13 protein-coding genes are annotated in these 16,886 nt (G+C 71.7%); 6 read left to right on the forward strand and 7 right to left on the reverse strand.

What is annotated here, in order from left to right:
• Window positions 1-33: 33 nt before the first annotated feature.
• Together gltX and AOM03_RS04970 are read right to left on the reverse strand one after the other, a co-directional pair.
• Window positions 34-1,515, reverse strand: a complete 1,482-nt coding sequence (gene gltX, locus AOM03_RS04965; RefSeq protein ID WP_227589885.1) for a glutamate--tRNA ligase — start codon at window positions 1,513-1,515, stop codon at window positions 34-36.
• 70 nt (window positions 1,516-1,585) lie between these two features.
• Complete coding sequence (locus AOM03_RS04970) at window positions 1,586-2,374, reverse strand: fumarylacetoacetate hydrolase family protein (protein ID WP_062378731.1); 789 nt, start codon at window positions 2,372-2,374, stop codon at window positions 1,586-1,588.
• A gap of 67 nt (window positions 2,375-2,441) precedes the next feature.
• Here AOM03_RS04970 and AOM03_RS04975 point away from each other — a divergent pair, with 67 nt between their 5' ends.
• Entirely contained in the window at window positions 2,442-2,936 is a 495-nt protein-coding gene (locus tag AOM03_RS04975; RefSeq protein WP_062378739.1) for a ClbS/DfsB family four-helix bundle protein, read from the forward strand.
• Complete coding sequence (locus AOM03_RS04980; RefSeq protein WP_062378742.1) at window positions 2,933-3,940, forward strand: heparan-alpha-glucosaminide N-acetyltransferase domain-containing protein; 1,008 nt, start codon at window positions 2,933-2,935, stop codon at window positions 3,938-3,940. Before AOM03_RS04975 ends, AOM03_RS04980 begins: the two co-directional genes overlap by 4 nt.
• Before the next feature lie 60 nt (window positions 3,941-4,000).
• Here AOM03_RS04980 and AOM03_RS04985 read toward each other — a convergent pair whose 3' ends face one another.
• Together AOM03_RS04985 and AOM03_RS04990 are read right to left on the reverse strand one after the other, a co-directional pair.
• Window positions 4,001-6,403 carry a glycoside hydrolase family 3 C-terminal domain-containing protein gene (locus AOM03_RS04985; protein WP_062378744.1) on the reverse strand — a complete coding sequence of 801 codons (2,403 nt, stop codon included), beginning with the start codon at window positions 6,401-6,403 and terminating at the stop codon, window positions 4,001-4,003.
• A gap of 51 nt (window positions 6,404-6,454) precedes the next feature.
• A complete protein-coding gene (locus AOM03_RS04990; RefSeq protein ID WP_227589886.1) occupies window positions 6,455-7,723 on the reverse strand; it encodes an MFS transporter in 1,269 nt (422 codons plus the stop codon).
• Window positions 7,724-7,861: 138 nt separating this feature from the next.
• On the opposite strand from AOM03_RS04990, the gene AOM03_RS04995 reads away from it, so the two are divergent.
• Window positions 7,862-8,500, forward strand: a complete 639-nt coding sequence (locus AOM03_RS04995; protein ID WP_062378749.1) for a TetR/AcrR family transcriptional regulator — start codon at window positions 7,862-7,864, stop codon at window positions 8,498-8,500.
• Here the strand turns inward: AOM03_RS04995 and AOM03_RS05000 are convergent.
• Entirely contained in the window at window positions 8,497-9,486 is a 990-nt protein-coding gene (locus tag AOM03_RS05000) for a lipocalin-like domain-containing protein (RefSeq protein ID WP_062378751.1), read from the reverse strand. The genes AOM03_RS04995 and AOM03_RS05000 overlap by 4 nt on opposite strands.
• Window positions 9,487-9,618: 132 nt before the next feature.
• Between AOM03_RS05000 and AOM03_RS05005 the strand changes: the two genes are divergently transcribed.
• From AOM03_RS05005 to AOM03_RS05015, 3 genes are read left to right on the forward strand one after another with little or no spacing between them, the layout of a single operon-like run.
• The gene (locus tag AOM03_RS05005; protein ID WP_062378754.1) at window positions 9,619-9,939 is read left to right on the forward strand and encodes an ArsR/SmtB family transcription factor; all 321 of its coding nucleotides are present in this window, start codon (window positions 9,619-9,621) and stop codon (window positions 9,937-9,939) included.
• The gene (locus AOM03_RS05010) at window positions 9,936-11,303 is read left to right on the forward strand and encodes an alpha-amylase family glycosyl hydrolase (protein ID WP_062378756.1); all 1,368 of its coding nucleotides are present in this window, start codon (window positions 9,936-9,938) and stop codon (window positions 11,301-11,303) included. Before AOM03_RS05005 ends, AOM03_RS05010 begins: the two co-directional genes overlap by 4 nt.
• Window positions 11,304-11,329: 26 nt before the next feature.
• Complete coding sequence (locus tag AOM03_RS05015) at window positions 11,330-12,217, forward strand: hypothetical protein (RefSeq protein WP_062379222.1); 888 nt, start codon at window positions 11,330-11,332, stop codon at window positions 12,215-12,217.
• 49 nt (window positions 12,218-12,266) lie between these two features.
• On the opposite strand, the gene AOM03_RS05020 is transcribed toward AOM03_RS05015, so the two are convergent.
• Together AOM03_RS05020 and AOM03_RS05025 are read right to left on the reverse strand one after the other, a co-directional pair.
• Window positions 12,267-14,429 (reverse strand): PxKF domain-containing protein, encoded by a 2,163-nt coding sequence (locus tag AOM03_RS05020; RefSeq protein ID WP_082092121.1) that lies wholly within the window; start codon window positions 14,427-14,429, stop codon window positions 12,267-12,269.
• Between the two features lie 117 nt (window positions 14,430-14,546).
• Complete coding sequence (locus tag AOM03_RS05025) at window positions 14,547-16,877, reverse strand: beta-xylosidase/alpha-l-arabinosidase (protein WP_062378758.1); 2,331 nt, start codon at window positions 16,875-16,877, stop codon at window positions 14,547-14,549.
• Between the last annotated feature and the right edge of the window lie 9 nt (window positions 16,878-16,886).

The raw sequence follows: 16,886 nt of genomic DNA on the forward strand, positions 1-16,886 counted from the left end.
GAGGCGGGCACGATCACAGGGACGCGAGCACGCTCAGAGCGACGCGCGCAGGTTGCGCAGGCGCGTGAGCGCGGACTCGCGACCCAGGATCTCCATCGACTCGAACAGCGGCGGCGACACGAGGCGGCCGGTCACGGCGACGCGCAGCGGGCCGTACGCGAAGCGCGGCTTGATGCCCATCTCCTCGACCAGCCTCGCCTTGAGCGCGTCCTGCTGCGCCTCGGGCGAGAAGTCCTCGAGCCCGGCCAGCACCTCGAGCGCCGCATCGAGGATCTCGGCGGCGTTCTCCGGCAGCTTGGCGCGGGCGGCGTCCTCGACGACCACCGCATCGTCCTCGATGAAGAGGAATCCGAGCATCCCGGGAGCCTCGCCCAGCAGGTTGATGCGGGTCTGGACCAGGGGCATCGCCTCGGCGAGGACCTGCTCCTCGTGCGGGGTGAGCTCCTGCGCGGAGGCGGACGAGACGAAGCCGGCCGCGTGGAGGTAGGGCACCACGCGCGCGGCGAGGTCGCCCACGGGGAGCAGGCGCATGTGCTCGGCGTTGATCGCCTCGGCCTTCTTGAGGTCGAAGCGCGCGGGGTTGGGGTTGACGTCCGCGATGTCGAAGGCCTCGACCAGCTCGTCGACGGTGAACACGTCGCGGTCGGGGCCGATCGACCAGCCCAGCAGGGCCAGGTAGTTGAGCAGGCCCTCCGGGAGGAAGCCGCGGTCGCGGTGGTGGAACAGGCTCGACTCGGGGGCGCGCTTGGACAGCTTCTTGTTGCCCTCGCCGGTGACCATGGGCATGTGCGCGTAGGTGGGCACGGTCTCCGCGAGGCCCAGCTCGACCAGGGCGCGGAAGAGCACGATCTGCCGAGGCGTCGAGGACAGCAGGTCCTCGCCGCGGAACACGTGCGTGATGTGCTGGAGCGCGTCGTCCACGGGGTTGACGAGCGTGTACAGCGGGACGCCGTTGGCGCGCACGATCACGTAGTCCGGGACGGTGCCGGCCTTGAAGGTCACCTCGCCGCGGATCAGGTCCGTGAAGGTGATGTCCTCGTCGGGCATGCGCATGCGCAGGACGGGCTCGCGGCCCTCGGCGCGGAAGGCGGCCTTCTGCTCGTCGGTGAGGTCGCGGTCGAGGTTGTCGTAGCCCAGCTTGGGGTCGCGGCCGGCGGCCTTGTGGCGGGCCTCGACCTCCTCGGGCGTGGAGAAGGACTCGTAGGCGTAGCCGCCCTCGACCAGCTTGGCGACCACGTCGCGGTGGAGGTCGTGGCGCTCCGACTGGCGGTAGGGCGCGTACGGGCCGCCGATGTCCGGGCCCTCGTCGTACGTGATGCCCAGCCAGGCGAGCGCGTCGAGCAGCTGCTCGTACGACTCCATCGAGTCGCGCTGCGCGTCGGTGTCCTCGATGCGGAACACCAGCTTGCCGCCGGTGTGGCGCGCGTACGCCCAGTTGAACAGGGCCGTGCGGATCAGGCCCACGTGGGGCGTGCCGGTGGGCGACGGGCAGAAGCGGACGCGGACGGTGCTCATGGTTCTTCCTTCTGGCATCGGGGGACGATGCGGTGGCCGGGTGGGGACGATGCGGTCGCGGGGTGCGGGTTCAGTCGCGCCGGAGGACGGGGTTGCGCAGGACGCCGAGGTCCTCGATCTCGATCTCGACGATGTCGCCGTGGTGGAGGGTCGTGACGCCGGACGGGGTGCCGGTGAGGATGATGTCGCCGGGCAGCAGCGTGGTGACCTCGGAGACCATCGACACGGCGTGCGCGACGTCGATGATCATGTCGCGGGTGTTGCCGTTCTGGGTCGCCTCGCCGTTGATGCGGGAGGAGATGTCGACGTCGTCGTGGGCGAGCTCGGTCTCGATCCAGGGGCCCAGCGGCAGCGACGTGTCGAAGGCCTTGGCGCGGAACCACTGGTCCTCCTGGCGCTGGAGGTCGCGCGCGGTGACGTCGTTGGCGCAGGTGTAGCCGTAGATGTGCTGCTCGGCGTTCTCCGGGCTCACGTCCTTGCACACGCGGGAGATGACCACCGCGAGCTCGGCCTCGAGCTGGACGTCCTCGCTGTAGTGCGGCAGCACGATCGGGTCGTCGGGGCCGATCACGGTCGTGTTGGGCTTGAGGAACAGGATGGGTACCTGCGACGCGGGGCCGCGGTGCGGGATCTCCTTGGCGTGGGCCTCGTAGTTCTTGCCCAGGCACACGATCTTGGAGCGAGGGATCACGGGCGCCAGCAGGCGGACGTCGTCGGTGAGCGGGATCCGCTCCCCCGTGACGGTGCCCGGCGTGTACATCGGGTCGCCGGTGAGGACCACGAGCTCCTCGGAGCCCGCCTCTCCGTCGACGATGGCGTACTGGGGCTCGGCTCCGGTGGTGAAACGGGCGATGCGCATGGATGCCAGCCTAGTCGCTGCGGCTCGGGACGCTCGCGGACCCCGGGACCCCGCCTACGATGGCGCCATGGCAGCCAGCGACCGTCTCGCCACCGAGGGCCACGCCGCCCTGGTGCGCCTCCTCGCCCGGACCGATGCATCGTCCACCTGGTATCTGGGCGTCTCCTACCGCAACCGCCGGGTGACGGATGTCCTCTCCCACCTGCACGCGTGGCACGTCCTGTTCCACGGGTGGATGCTCCAGCACCGCGCGGGCAACGTGCCCGAGTACCCGGCGCCCGGGCACTCGTGGGACGAGCTCGAGATGCTCAACGACCAGCTCTACGAGGCGCACCGCGACCTCGACTACGCGCAGGCGCGGGAGAGGCTGACCGCGTCGCACTCGCGCACCATCGAGATCGTGCGCGGCATCGACGATGCGGTGCTCGAGGATCCCGCGGCCATGCCGTGGACCCGCGGCCGCCCCCTCGCGGAGGTGGCGCACGAGTGCCTCGCGGGCCACTACGCGTGGGCCGAGGGCGTGCTGGACGATGCGGGGGTGCCGGGGGCGCCCTCCGCGTGACCCCTGCGACCCGCCGCCTGGCGGGACTCGACCTCGCCCGCGGGCTCGCGGTGGCGGGGATGGTCGTCGCGCACACGGCCGATGAGGAGGCCTGGCCGCTGCTCGAGCACGCGCACGGGCACCCCTCCGCACTGTTCGCGGTGCTCGCGGGCGTGACCATCTCGCTGATGCTCGGCGGTCGCGGCGGTCCGGGCGATCCGGTGGCGGTGCGGCACACGCGCATCCGGGTCGCGGTGCGGGCCGCCGTGCTCATCGCGATGGGACTGATGCTCGACGCCGCGCTGCCCGTGATCGCGGTGATCCTTCACCACCTGGGCCTCATGATGCTGCTCGCGCTCGCGTTCCTGCGCTGGCGCGCCTGGGGACTCGCGACCGCGGGCGCGACGTGCCTCGTCCTGGGCTCCACGGTGGTCGCGGCGATCCGGCCCGAGGCGCCGTGGGATGCGCTGCCCCTGGCCGAGGCGCTGTGGTCGACGCGCTATCCCGTGGTCTCGTGGCTGGGCTACGTGCTCATCGGGATGACGGTGGGGCGCCTGGACCTGCGTCGCGGGTCGACGCTGGCGGGACTCGCGGGCGCCGGTGCGGGCGCGGTGGCGGCCGGGCTGGCCGCGAGCGCCGTGCTCGATCCCCGCTGGGGCTCGATCGCGGCGCACGCGTACACGCCGGCGGAGATGACCGTCAACGTTGGCGTCGCGATGCTCGTGATCGCCGCGACCGGGGCGCTCGCGCCGCTCGCGAGGTCGTGGCTGTCGCCGGTCGCCGCGCTGGGCGCGATGGCGCTCACCGCGTACGTGGCGCACCTGCTGGTCATCGCCGCGGTGGGACCGGAGATGGTGCGCGAGCCATCGACCGTGGCCGGTGCGGTGCTGCTGGTCGTCCTGCTCGCGAGCGCGTGGGCGTGGCGGAGGTGGCGCGGCCAGGGACCGCTCGAGCGCGGGCTCACCGTGATGTCCTCCGCCGCGGCCGACGGGGACCTCGCGGCGCGGGAGTGGGCGCGGCAGTGAAGCGGGGTGCGTGGCCCGCCTGGCGGGAGGGGACGCGAGCCACGCCCCCTCCCCAGCGGCTCAGCGCCGGCGCGGCAGCAGGTTGAGCAGGCCCAGCGCCGTCCGGAGCACGCCGAACCCGAGCTTGCCCTCGGAGCTGAGGACCAGCGCGCGCAGCGGCATCTGACCCATGATCGCCTCGAGCATCGCACGCGTGGCCGGGTCCGCGTCGGACACGTCCATCTTGTCCGCGAACATCGCCAGCAGCCGCTTGCGCAACCCCTTGCCGAAGGCCACCTCGGTCAGGTCGTTGACGGTCGAGTCCAGGTGGAGCGGCGTCAGCGGGCGCGGCGTGGGCACCGGGCGTCCGAGCAGCGCGGCGAACTCCGCGTCGGTGGCGATCGCCGCGGCCGGCCGCCTCGTCGGCGTCACGGTCTCCCCCGCGGAGACGTCGATGGTGGTCGCCACGCGGATCCGGCGCGACGACGAGCCCAGGCGGATCTCGTAGCGCCCGTCCTCGACGCGCCACCCGCCCTGGGCGACGTCCCAGATCGCGAAGGACCGGTGCGACAGGGGCAGCGACACCGTGGTCGACTCGCCCGCCTCGAGCTCCACCTTGGCGAAGCCCTTGAGCTCCTGCTCGGGCCGGTGCACGGCGGACGACTCGGCGTGGACGTACAGCTGCACCACCTCGGTGCCGCGGCGGGCGCCCGTATTGGTGACGGTCACCGCGACCTCGCGGTCGGCGCCCGTGCCGGTCACGGCCACGTCCGCGTACTCGAAGGTCGTGTAGCTCAGCCCGTGCCCGAAGCAGAACCGCGGGTCGATGCCCCAGGTGTCATGGAAGCGGTAGCCCACGTACAGCGACTCGCGGTACTCGACCTGGGTGGGGTGATCGGAGAAGTTCGCGTGCGCCGCGAGGTCCTGGGCGCGCACGGGGACGCTCTCGGCGAGCCGTCCGCCGGGCTCGACATCGCCGAACAGGACGTCGGCCAGCGCGGAGCCGCCCGCCTGGCCGCCCAGGTGAGTCTCGAGGATCGCGGCGACGCGGTCGGCCCAGTCGATCTCGACCGCCGCGCCGTTGCTCAGCACGACGACGGTCCGCGGGTTCGCCTCGGCGACCGCGCGCACCAGTTCCTCATGGCCCGGCGGCAGCCGCAGGTCCGTGCGGTCGAAGCCCTCGGACTCGTAGGTCGACGGCAGGCCGATCATCACGACGGCGACGTCCGCCCCGGCGGCCGCCTCGCGCGCCTCGCTGACCAGTCCGGGAGTCGTCGTGCCGTTCTCCGCGTCGTATCCGCGGGCGTAGACGACCGACCCGTCCTGACCCAGGCGCTCCTCCACGGCCGCCAGCGCGGTGTCCAGACGCGTCGGGTTGACGAGCGAGCTGCCGGCCCCCTGGTAGCGAGGGGTCTCGGCGAACGCGCCGATGAGGGCGACGCGTCCGCGCGCGGCGAGCGGGAGGACCCCGTCATTGGCGAGCAGCACGGTGCCCGCCGCCGCGGCCTCGCGAGCCAGTGCGTGGTGGGCGTCGTGGTCGGGGCCGAGGCCGCCGTCGCGGGCGGCGCGCTCGGCCGCCACCCGCAGCGCGAGCTCAATGACCCGGGTGCACGCCGCGTCCAGCGCGGCGGCGTCGAGCCGTCCGCCGTCGATCGCCTCGCCGACCTCCTTGTCCCACGCGCCGTGGCTCGCGGGCATCTCGAGGTCGAGGCCCGCGTCGAGGCTCTTCACGCGGTCCGCGACGGCGAGCCAGTCGGAGACCACCAGCCCCGCGAAGCCCCACTCGTCGCGGAGGATGTCCGTGAGCAGCGCGCGCGACTCGCCCGCGTGGTCGCCGTTCACCAGGTTGTAGGCGCACATCACGGTCCACGGCTCGGCCTCGGTCACCGCGATCTCGAAGCCGGTGAGGTAGATCTCGCGCAGCGTGCGCTCGTCCACCACCGTGTCGAGGCGCATACGGAACGCCTCCTGGTTGTTGGCCGCGAAGTGCTTGACGCACGCGCCCACGCCCTCGGACTGGATGCCCCGCACGAGCGCCGCGGCCGCCTTGCCCGACAGCAGCGGGTCCTCGGAGAAGTACTCGAAGCTGCGACCGCCGGCGGGGTGGCGCTTGATGTTGAGGCCGGGGCCCAGCAGGACGCCGACGTTCTCCACGCGGGTCTCGCGCCCCAGCGCGCGGCCCACGCGCTCGATGAGGGCGGGGTCCCAGGTGGACCCGAGCGTGACCGCCGGCGGGAAGCAGGTGGCGGGCACCGAGTCGTTGAGACCCACGTGGTCGGAGGTGCCCGCCTGCTTGCGGAGGCCGTGGGGGCCGTCGGTCAGCATGATCGACGGCACCCCCTCGGCCTCCAGCCCGCGGCTGTTCCAGAAGTCGGCGCCCGCCACGAGCGACAGCTTCTGCTCCCGCGTGAGCCGTGCGGTGATGCGCGCCGCCGCGGCGGTCGGGGTGGCGACGGGTGCGGTCGTCTCGTGGACGGTGGTCATGTCAGGTACTCCTCGAACGGTGATGGATGGGATGGCTGGTGGCGGCGTCGCTCAGCGCACGGCCTTGATGGGCCACACGGTCACGGCGCCGAGCACGGACAGCACGAGCGCCACCGGGAACAGCGCGGCGTAGCCTCCGAAGATGACGATGATGAAGCCGGCGACTCCGGGGGCGAGCGTCTGCGGCAGGGTCGCCGCGATGTTGACCACGCCCAGGTCCTTGGCGTACGAGGCGCCGGACGGGAGCACCTCGCTGATGAGCGCGGTGTCCACCGCCTGGAACATGCCGAAGCCGAGCGCGGAGAGGACGCTGAAGAGCACCCAGCCCGTCACGTTGGGCATGAACAGCGGCACCAGCATCGCGAGGCCCACCAGCGCGGACGAGGCGAACACGAAGATCTTGCGGCGGCCGATGCGGTCGGACATCGGGCCGGACACGACGGTCGAGATCAGCAGGCCCACGATCGAGATCGCGCCGAACACGGGGATCATCGCGGCGGCGTTGTCGCCGAGCCCGATGTAGTCCTGGAGGATGTACAGCTGGTACCCGGTGGCCATGAAGTAGCCGGTGTAGAGGAGCAGGCGGCTGGCGAACGCCCACGCGAAGTCCGGGTGCTGCTTCGGGTTGACCCAGAACATCCGGAAGAAGTCGACGGCGCTGAACGGGGCGCGCTCGAGGTCCTTGCTGGAGGCGTCGGGGTTCATCACCACGAACAGCGTCAGCGTCACGAGCGCCGTGCCCGCGAGGATCATGTAGCCGGTTCCGATCGCGCCCGCGAAGGTCGCGCCGAGCACCTGGCCGGCGAAGGCGCCGACCATGACGCCGAGCCCCGCCATCGCGGAGAAGGTGCCACGGAGCGACCTCGGGATCCGGTCGGGAAGGATCGCCGAGAGCGGCGCGAGCACGAAGTTGTAGGCGATCTGCACGGACACCCAGGCGATGGTGACGTGGACCAGGGAGTTCGCGGCACCCATGCCGACGAGCGCGAGCCCGCCGACGAGCGCGCCGCCCACGATGAACGGGGCGCGGCGGCCGTAGCGGCTGCGCGCGCGGTCCGACAGGGTGCCCGCGATGGGCTGCGCGATCATCGCGACGAGCGCGCCGATCGTCGTGACCACGGCGAGGTTGGCGACCTTGTTGTCGGCGTCGATCCCCTGCACCTGCAACGGCAGCAGGATGCCGGTGACCGCGCCGATGATCATGAACGCGGAGGCGTTCGCGGGGACGATCCCCGCGACGAGGCGCTTCACCTCGCGGGGCATCTTGGGCCGGGCTGCTACCGGCTCGTCCTGGATGGACGGCTCTGTCGTCGTTGACACGTTGTGCTCCTTGGTTCCTGTGTCGCTTCGTCGCGATGACTGGTCGCCGCGCGGCGACGATTCATAACCTACCGGCGGTTGGGATTGAATGTCAACCGCCGGTAGGTTTTCTCGACCCGGAGCCCCTAGACTCGAGCCATGACTCAGCGAGGCACCTACGCGAAGGGCGTGGCGAAGCGCGAGGAGATCCTCGCGTCCGCCCTCGAGATCATCGCGGCCAACGGGTTCTCGGGAGCGTCGCTCCAGGAGATCGCCCAGGCGGTGGGCCTCAGCAAGGCGGGCGTGCTCCACTACTTCGAATCGAAGGAGGAGCTGTTCGTCGAGGTGCTGCGCAGACGCGACACCCTGGACCGCGCCGAGACGGCCGCAGGGTCGGACCTGGAGGTGCGCGAGCTCGAGTCGCTGGATCTCGAGACCCTCGATCGCGCGGGGATCACGCTGCGGACGCTCGTCGCCCCCATCCGCCACAACGTCGAGGTGCCCGGCCTGATCCAGCTGTACGCACGGCTCGCGGCCGAGGCGACCGACCCCGACCACGCGGCCCACGACTACTTCATCGCGCGCTACGCGGGCTCGACCGCCGGCGTCGCGCACCTGGTCTCCCTGCTGCGCGACGCCGGCCGCCTGCGAGCCGACCTCGACCCCGAGGCCGTGGCGGACATGCTGCTGGCCCTTGCCGACGGGCTGCAGACCCGCTGGCTCATGGACCCCCAGATCGATATGCCCGCCCGCATCGAGGCGTTCATCTCCCTGCTCGAGCCCAACGGCCCCGACTAGAACTCGACGCCCTTGAGGAGCGACGCGCTCCCGCCCTTGTTGTCCTCGTTGAGCACGCCCGGCAGCAGCTCGACGAACGCGAGCGCGACCTCCTCGCCCGCCTCGTTCCGCACGGAGCAGAGCTCCTCGAAGTAGCTGAGGTTGATGTTGCCGTCGAAGATCGGCGCGATCGTGTACCGCTCCTCCTTCTTGCCGGGGACCACCAGGTTCCAGCCGGCGGACCACCTCTTGCCGGAGTGCATGATCGTGCGCGTGGTGGTGAGCGTGTAGTCGTTGAGGCGCTCGCTACGGCCATCCGCCGTGATGTAGGTGCCGTCGGCGTAGCCCATGTGGGGGAAGGCGAACAGCATCATCTCCTCGCCGTCGTGGAACCGCAGCGACATCCACTCCCACTGCGACTCGCGCGCGGTGAGCGGGTAGTTGCCGCCCTGCTTGTCGAACCACGTCTTGCCCGTGATCCGCTGCCGCTTCCCCTTGAAGGTGAGCGTCCCGGTCGTGGGCATGTTGGGGTACGAGTAGTAGTAGGTCGTCGCCTTCTCGTCGCCCTCGACACCCATGTAGAGCTTGCCGCCGTCGCAGTGCCAGAAGGCACCCTTGCCCCACCCAAGGCTGACGTCGATCGCGAAGTCCTTGTGGTTGATCTTCACCGTGAACCCGTCGGGGCCGCGCTTGAGCTCGAAGCGATCCGCGTAGGCGAGGCGCTCGTCGGTCAGCGTCGCCTTGCGACCGGTCAGGCTCGCGTCCTGCAGGTAGTGGTGCTCGCCGGTGACCATGTCGGTCAGCGCCGCCTGGAGGAGCTTCGGCGTGACCAGCGGGACGGCCCCCATGCTCACGAGGGTGAACTGGTAGGTGAAGCGGTGCCCGCCTGCCGTGTCGACGATGCCGGTGCAGTACCACCACTCGCTGCAGCCCCGGTGGAGATTCCACTCGCGGTCGAAGCTCACCAGGCTGTCCGGGGTGTAGGACACCTTCTTCATCTTGCCCATGCGCGGCCCTTTCCTTGCTGTCGCGTGGCCCACCGGGGAGTCCCGCGGTGACCACCATATGGTCCAACATCTTCGACCATATCACCTATGGTCCAACTTGCCGAACCATTACCGTAGGGCTAGCGTGGGCCCATGAGCGACCCCCGCCCCGACCTTCGCGCGCTGTTCGACGAGTCCCGCGAGCTGTTCGTCGCGTTCGGGGACAGGCACCGCCAGGACATCGTGGTCGCGCTGAGCGAGAACCCGAACCTCACGGTCCGCGAGGTGTCCGAGCAGATCGGGCTGTCGCGGCCGGCCACCTCGCACCACCTGCGCATCCTCCGCGAGGCGGGCCTGCTCAGCGAGCGGCGCGAGGGCCGCAGAACGTTCTACTATCCGACGCTGCGCACCTCGTTCGAGCAGCTCCGGACCCTGCTCGCCGAGGTCGAGCGGCAACGTCAGCCGGTCCAGTGAACGCCGCGACCGGCCGCGAGCCCGACTGGGTCGCCCAGGCGATCTGGTGGCACGTCTACCCGCTCGGGTTCACCGGCGCCGAGCGCGCCGGGCTGCCCGCCCACGCACCCGCGCACCACCGCCTGCCGCAGCTGATCGACTGGCTCGACCATCTTCTGGAGCTCGGCGCCTCCGGCCTGCTCCTGGGGCCCGTCTTCGAGTCCGAGACCCACGGATACGACACCGTCGACCACCTCGCGATCGACCGGCGGCTCGGCACGGACGCGGACTTCGACGCGCTCGTCGCGGCCGCCCACGCCCGCGGAGTCCGGGTGATGCTCGATGGCGTCTTCAACCACGTGGGCCGCGCGCACCCCGCCTTCGCCTCGGTGCTCGCGCAGGGCCCGTCGGCGCCGACCGCGCCCTGGTTCCGTCTGCGCTGGCCGGGCGGCGCGGACGCCTGGCGGCCGGGGATCGAGCCCGAGTACGACGACTTCGAGGGCCACCGCGCACTCGTCGCGCTCGACCACGCCTCACCCGAGGTCGCGGACCACGTGGTCGAGGTGATGCGGCACTGGCTCGACCGCGGGGCGGACGGGTGGCGCCTCGACGCCGCGTACGCCGTTCCCGCCGCGTTCTGGGCCGACGTCTGCGCGCGGGTCCGCGAGACCCACCCCGAGGCCTACCTCATGGGCGAGGTGATCCACGGCGACTACGCGGCGTTCGTCCGCGACGCGGGCCTGGACTCGATCACCCAGTACGAGCTCTGGAAGGCGGCGTGGTCGAGCCTCAACGATGGCAACTTCCACGAGCTCGCCCACGCTCTCGGCCGTCACGACGCGATGCTCGCCACCTTCAGCCCCTTCACCTTCGTGGGCAACCACGACGTCACCCGCATCGCCTCGAGGCTCGACGACCCGCGACACCTCGAGCACGCGGTGCTGCTCCTGGCCACCCTGCCCGGGACGCCCGCCGTGTACGCCGGCGACGAGCAGGCCTTCCTCGGAGTCAAGGAGGACCGTGCGGGGGGCGACGACGCGGTGCGTCCCGCGTTCCCCGCCCTCCCCTCCGAGCTCGACCCCGCCGGGGCGCCTGCCTTCGCACTGCATCGGGACCTGATCGGCCTGCGGCGCCGGCATCCCTGGCTGCACGCGGCGCGCGTCGACGTGCCGAGCGTCGGGAACGAGCACATCGTGTACCGGTGCCGCGCGGACGGCCGGTCGTTGACCGTGGCGCTGTCGACGAGCGACGCCGACCAGGTCATCGGCCCCGTCGCGGGGCAGGCCATCGCGGCCTCCCCCGGCAGCGGCGCGCATGACGGCGCGTCGGTGAGCCTTGCGCCGCACGGGTGGTGCGTGACCGTCGCCGCAGCGGGCGGGCGGTAGCGCAGGTCGCGGCCGCCGCGGCGACAATGGACCACGTGACGGCCCTCTCCCCCACCCTGCTCTCCCATTCGGAGTGGACCGCGCGCGCCCAGGCCCACGCCGCCGCCGTCGACGCGCTCACCGCGGGTCACCGCGAGCGCCGGGGGCTAGGGGAGCGCCACGCGCTCGAGGACTTCCTGTTCGACTACTACGGCATCCGACCGTCGCGCCTGCGCCGCTGGCACCCCGGCGCGGGCGTCGCGCTCGAGGACGCGGGCGAGCGCTCCACCTGGCGCTTCTACAGGGACGATGCGGGGGTCACCGCGGTCGACGTCGACGCCTTCCTCGCGGCCCGGGGCCGCGACGTGCGCGGCGTCGCGGTGCTGCTGCGCGCGACCGCGCGGCGCGACCCGTGGCTGGGCTGCTTCGGCCTGCACGAGTGGGCGATGGTCTACCGCGCGGGCGACGACCGCCGCCACCCCCTCCCCCTGCGCCTGGGCCAGGCCGGGACCGATGCGGTGGTCGAGTCGCATCGTCTCGCGTGCACCCATTGCGACGCCTTCCGCTTCTTCACGCCGGAGGCGGCGCCGCTCAACCAGTTGCGGCCCACTCGCGAGACCCAGGCCGCGACCGAGCAGCCCGGCTGCCTCCACGCGACCATGGACCTGTACAAGTGGTGCGCCAAGCTCGCGCCCGCGGTCCCCTCCGACCTCACGCTCGAGGCCTTCACGCTCGCGCTCGACGCGCGCGCCCTGGACATGCAGGCGTCGCCCTACGACGTCGCACCGTTCGGGCTGGACCCGATCCCGGTCGAGACGGCCGACGGCAAGCGCGCCTACGTGGTCCGGCAGCGCGAGATCATGGCGCGCGGCCAGGACCTGCGCGCGCGGATCCTCGAGGTGCTCGAGGCCATCCGCGGGTCGGCCGGCGCCTGACCGGGCCGCGCGGCCGGCGGCAGATGCCACCGACCGCGCGACTCACGGCTCAGCGGAGCTCGACGTCGGCCGAGACCGACGTGCCGTCCGCCGTGGTCGCGGTGACCCCGAAGCAGGTCCCCGCGCCCGCCTTGGGCGTCGTCCAGTTGAGCTGGAAGGCGCCGTCCGAGAACTTGAGCGTGGACTTGCCCGCGCCGGTCATCGGGACGGCTGATCCGCCCTCCCGTTCGGAGCACGACGGGTACTCGACGCCCGTGACCGAGACCTGCGAGACGTCCGTGATCTTCACGGGTCCGGACTCGTCGACGGCCCAGGCGTTGAACTTCAGCGGCACGGCGCTTCCCGCCTTGACGGTGTTCAGCGTGGCCGGGTCGATCGGGTCCTCGAACCCGGTGATGGCCTGCTCGAACCGCCACTCCTCCGCGTGGACGTCGTCGCCCTCGAGCAGCGTCCACACGTCGGTGCGCGAGTAGGCGTTCCATCCGGACAGGTACAGGTCCGTGTCCTGTGCGGACTGGATCCTGAAGTAGCCGTCGTCCGTGGGGATCAGGTTCCACTTCTGGTCGGTGCCGCCGTTGTGGACCCATTGCGCCTGGTTCTGGCCCTGCGTCACGTTGCCGGTCCACACCCCCAGCGCTCGCCCGCCCGCCTTGTTGAGGAACGACACGGTCCCGTCGCCGTTGGGGACCACGTGCCACCGCTGGGTGTCGTTGGCGGGGTTGTCGTCCCAGGTGACGATGTCCGGCTGGTCGCCGGTGAAGATCGCATCCTGGGTCTTGTCCGCCTCGGTGCTGATCACCTGCCCGGTCTTGCGGTTGACGATCGAGAAGTACGGACCGGCCGAGTAGCCGATGTCGACGTGCGCGAACGTGATCGGGCTCGCGGTGCCGGGTGCGGTCCATGACGCCTGGATGACGAGCAGCTGCCCGGTCTCCTCGACGTACTGCAGATTGCGGCTGTAGCCCGCGTCGACCGTCGTCAGGTAGGACTTCCAGCCCCCGCCGCCGTACGGGGCCGGGGCCTCCTCGGTGCTCAGCCCAGACTCGTTGACCATGATCTCGCCGCGGTCGGCGTCGTTGTAGACGATCCTGCCGTCCGGGAGACCGAGCAGCACGGGGCTGCCGCCGGCGACGCCGGGAGCGGTCTTGCCGAGGTCGCTCGGATCGCACTTGAGCAGGTCGTCGCAGATCTTCATCCGGGTGTTCCAGCCGCCTCCGAAGTACTCGAAGGTCTGGATCCACTTGCCGTCGGTCGTCGCGGCGTGGGTGATCATGCCGGGCCGGCCGCCGCCGATCACCTCGACGCCGTCGCCGGCGCGGGTCTCGGTCAGGCCGGCGACGTCCACAACGGGCTCGCTCCACTCGGATCCGGCGGTGCCGTCCCAGGTCCTGTGGACCAGGATCTGCCCTCCGGAGTCGGGCGCGGTGTCGTTGTCAGGGTCGAGGATCGGCACGTAGGTGTCCGGGTCGTACCCGAGGTAGTCGTTCTCGTCGGAGTACCAGGCCACGAGCTTGCCGTCGTGGACGTCGAGGTGCGGCTCCCATACGGGGTCGATCTGGTCGTAGGCGTTGGCGTCGGAGTGGATCCACGGTCGGCCGGCGCTGCCTCCCTGCCAGCCTCCGGTGGCGATGATGTCCTCGAACTCCCACGTCGCACCCTCGTCCGTGCTCGAGTACAGGGAGATCGCAAGGTCGCGGCGGTCGCCGTCGCCGTCGGGAAGCCAGCTGGGGTCGGCGGCCTTGCGCTCGTTGAACCACTCGTCCTCCCCGGACACCACCGTCGAGAGCAGCAGGGTGCCCTCCGCGAGGTCGCCGACGGTCTCGGGCATGACGAACAGGTAGGGGTTGGTCCAGTTGCTGACGTACTTGTCGACATCCGGGTCGGACGACAGCTCCGCCGGCGGTGCGACCTCGGCCAGCGGTTGCCACGTGTCGCCGTTGTCGTCGCTCGTGTAGATCGGGATGTCCTGACCGTCGACGGCCCCTCGGCTGTCCTCGAACGCCAGCACGATGCGTCCGCTCGGCAGCTGGGTCGACTTGGGATACAGCACGCACGGGAACTTGTTGCAGGTCTCGAGGTTGTCCGGCGTGAGGACGGTGTCGGGGCTCGGGGTGTACGCCGAGGCGCTGACGGCCATCGACAGGGTGAGCGCGGCTGCCGAGCCGATCGCGGCCGCGGCCGTGGTCGTCCGGCGTGGATGTTGACGCGTCATCGCGTTTTCCTCCTGGGTGGGGGTTCATGCGCGGCGGGGCGCCGCGCATGCGCCCCGCGGGGCGACCGGGCCGAGCGCGCTTTCGGCGGGGCCGCTCCGCGGGGACGGCTGCGGGGTCTAGGCGGACTCGACCCGGGTGGGCGTCACCAGCACAGGCGACGCGACGGTGCGGAGCGGTCCGACGATGGCGACGTCGGCGTGGGCGGTGACGTCCTCGACGGAGCGTCCGACGGAGAACGTGATGTCGCCGGGCTCGACGATGCGCGTGAGGTCGATGCCGGTGAAGGCCGTCCTCTCGGCGTCGACCTCGAAGGTCACCGTCGCGCTCGCGCCCGGCTCCAGGGAGACTCGCCGGTATCCGATGAGCGCGCGCACCGGCCGCGTCACCTGCGCGACGTGGTCGCTCAGGTAGAGCTGGACCACGTCGTCGCCCGCGCGGTCGCCCGTGTTCGTCACGCGGACGCTCACCTCGATCGAGCCGTCGGTCGCGAGCTCCGGCGCGGACACGCGCATGTCCTCGTGCGCGAAGGTCGTGTACGACAGGCCGTGCCCGAACGGGTACAGCGGCGACGGGTCGAGATTCGAGATGCCGGCGCTGGCGCGGCCGAGCGGCGGCGCCAGGTAGGTGCCCGGCTGGCCTCCAGGGGTGCGGGGGATGCCGACGGGCAGGCGTCCCGAGGGATTGACGAGCCCGGCGAGCACGCGCGCGATCGCGCCGCCGCCCTCCTCCCCCGGCATGAACGCCTGGACCACCGCGGCGCACCGGTCGGCGACCGCCCCGAGGGCGTACGGCCGCCCCGACACCACGACGAGGATCACCGGGGTTCCGGTCTCGAGCACCGCGTCGACCAGATCCGCCTGCGCGCCCGGCAGGGTGAGTTCCTCGACGTCGCAGCCCTCGCCGGAGGTGCCGCGACCGAACAGGCTGGCCAGGTCGCCCACCGCCACGATCGCCACGTCGGCGTTCCGCGCCGCTTCGACGGCCGCCGGGATGCCGGAACGGTCGGGCTCCACGATCGGCACACCGAGCTCGTGGACCAGCGACGCGGCGGAGAACGCCTCCCGTAGCCCGTCGACGAGCGACCTCACCTCGACGCCCGTCCCCTCGTCGGTGTAGCGCGCGAGCACGTGCATGGGGAACGAGTAGCAGCCGAGGAAGGTCCGCGGCTCCCCCGCGCTGGGGCCCACGACCGCGATGGCGTGCGGCGCGTCGTCGAGCGGCAGGATCCCGTCGTTGCGCAGCAACGTGACCGACTTCTCGGCGAGCTCGCGCGCGATCGCACGGTTGGCGGGCGTGTCCAGGTCGACGGCCGCTCCGGAGCCCGTCTCGTCCGGGACGGCGCGCCAGTCGGGGTCGAGCAGGCCTGCCGCGATCTTCTGGCCGAGGACGCGGAGGACGGCACGGTCGACGAGCGACTCGTCGAGCTCGCCCGCCTCGACCAGCGGCGCCAGCCGCCCGTACGCGTCGGTCTCGGGCAGCTCGACGTCGATGCCCGCGGTCAGCGCGAGCGCCCCCGATCGGGCCCGGTCGGGGCTGACGCGGTGCATCATGTCGAGGAACGCGACGGCCCAGTAGTCGGAGACCACGGTGCCCTCGAAGCCCCAGCGCTCGCGCAGGACATGCGTGAGGAGCTGCGGCGAGGCCGCGGCCGGCTGACCGTCGACGTCGGAGTACGAGTTCATGACGGACCCGGCCCCGCCCTCGCGCACCGCCATCTCGAAGGGGGCGAGGATCACGTCGGTGAACTCGCGCGGGCCGATGGTGACCGGCGCGTGATTGCGCCCCGCCTTCGACGCGGGGTAGCCCGCGAAGTGCTTGAGCGTCGCGATGATCCCGGCCGACTGCAGACCTCGAACGTAGGCGGTGCCCAGCGTGCCGACCAGATAGGGGTCCTCGCCTATCGTCTCCTCGACCCGACCCCACCGGTAGTCGCGGACCACGTCGAGCAGCGGGGAGAGCCCCTGGTGGACGCCGACCGCGCGCATGTCGCGGCCGATGCCCGCAGCCATCCGCCCCACGGCGTCGGGGTCGAACGTGGCGCCCCACGCGATCGCGGCAGGGAAGACGCTCGCACGGTAGGTGGTGAAGCCGGTGAGGCACTCCTCGTGGGCGATGGCCGGGATGCCGAAGCGGGACGACGCGCGGATCGCGTCCTGCATGCGGCGCAGCTCGGCGATGCCCTCGGCGGGCTCGACGGGCGCGCTGCCGAAGACCCGGGTCAGTTGCCCCAGGCCGTGCACGATGGCCGCGTCGAAGGGGCGCCGGCCCGCCTCGAAGGCGTCCTCCATCGGCGCGACGTCGCCGCCGCCCTCGGGCTCCTCCGGCCGGGGCCAGTAGCTGCCGAGCTGGGCGAGCTTCTCCGCCAGGGTCATCTCCGACAGCAGCGCCGCGGCGCGTGCTGAAGGCTCGAGGGACAGGTCGAGCCACGGCTGGGTGGTGTCATGCATGGTGCGCTC

The sequence above is a fragment of the Demequina pelophila genome (genome assembly GCF_000971175.1).
Classification (GTDB): domain Bacteria; phylum Actinomycetota; class Actinomycetes; order Actinomycetales; family Demequinaceae; genus Demequina; species Demequina pelophila.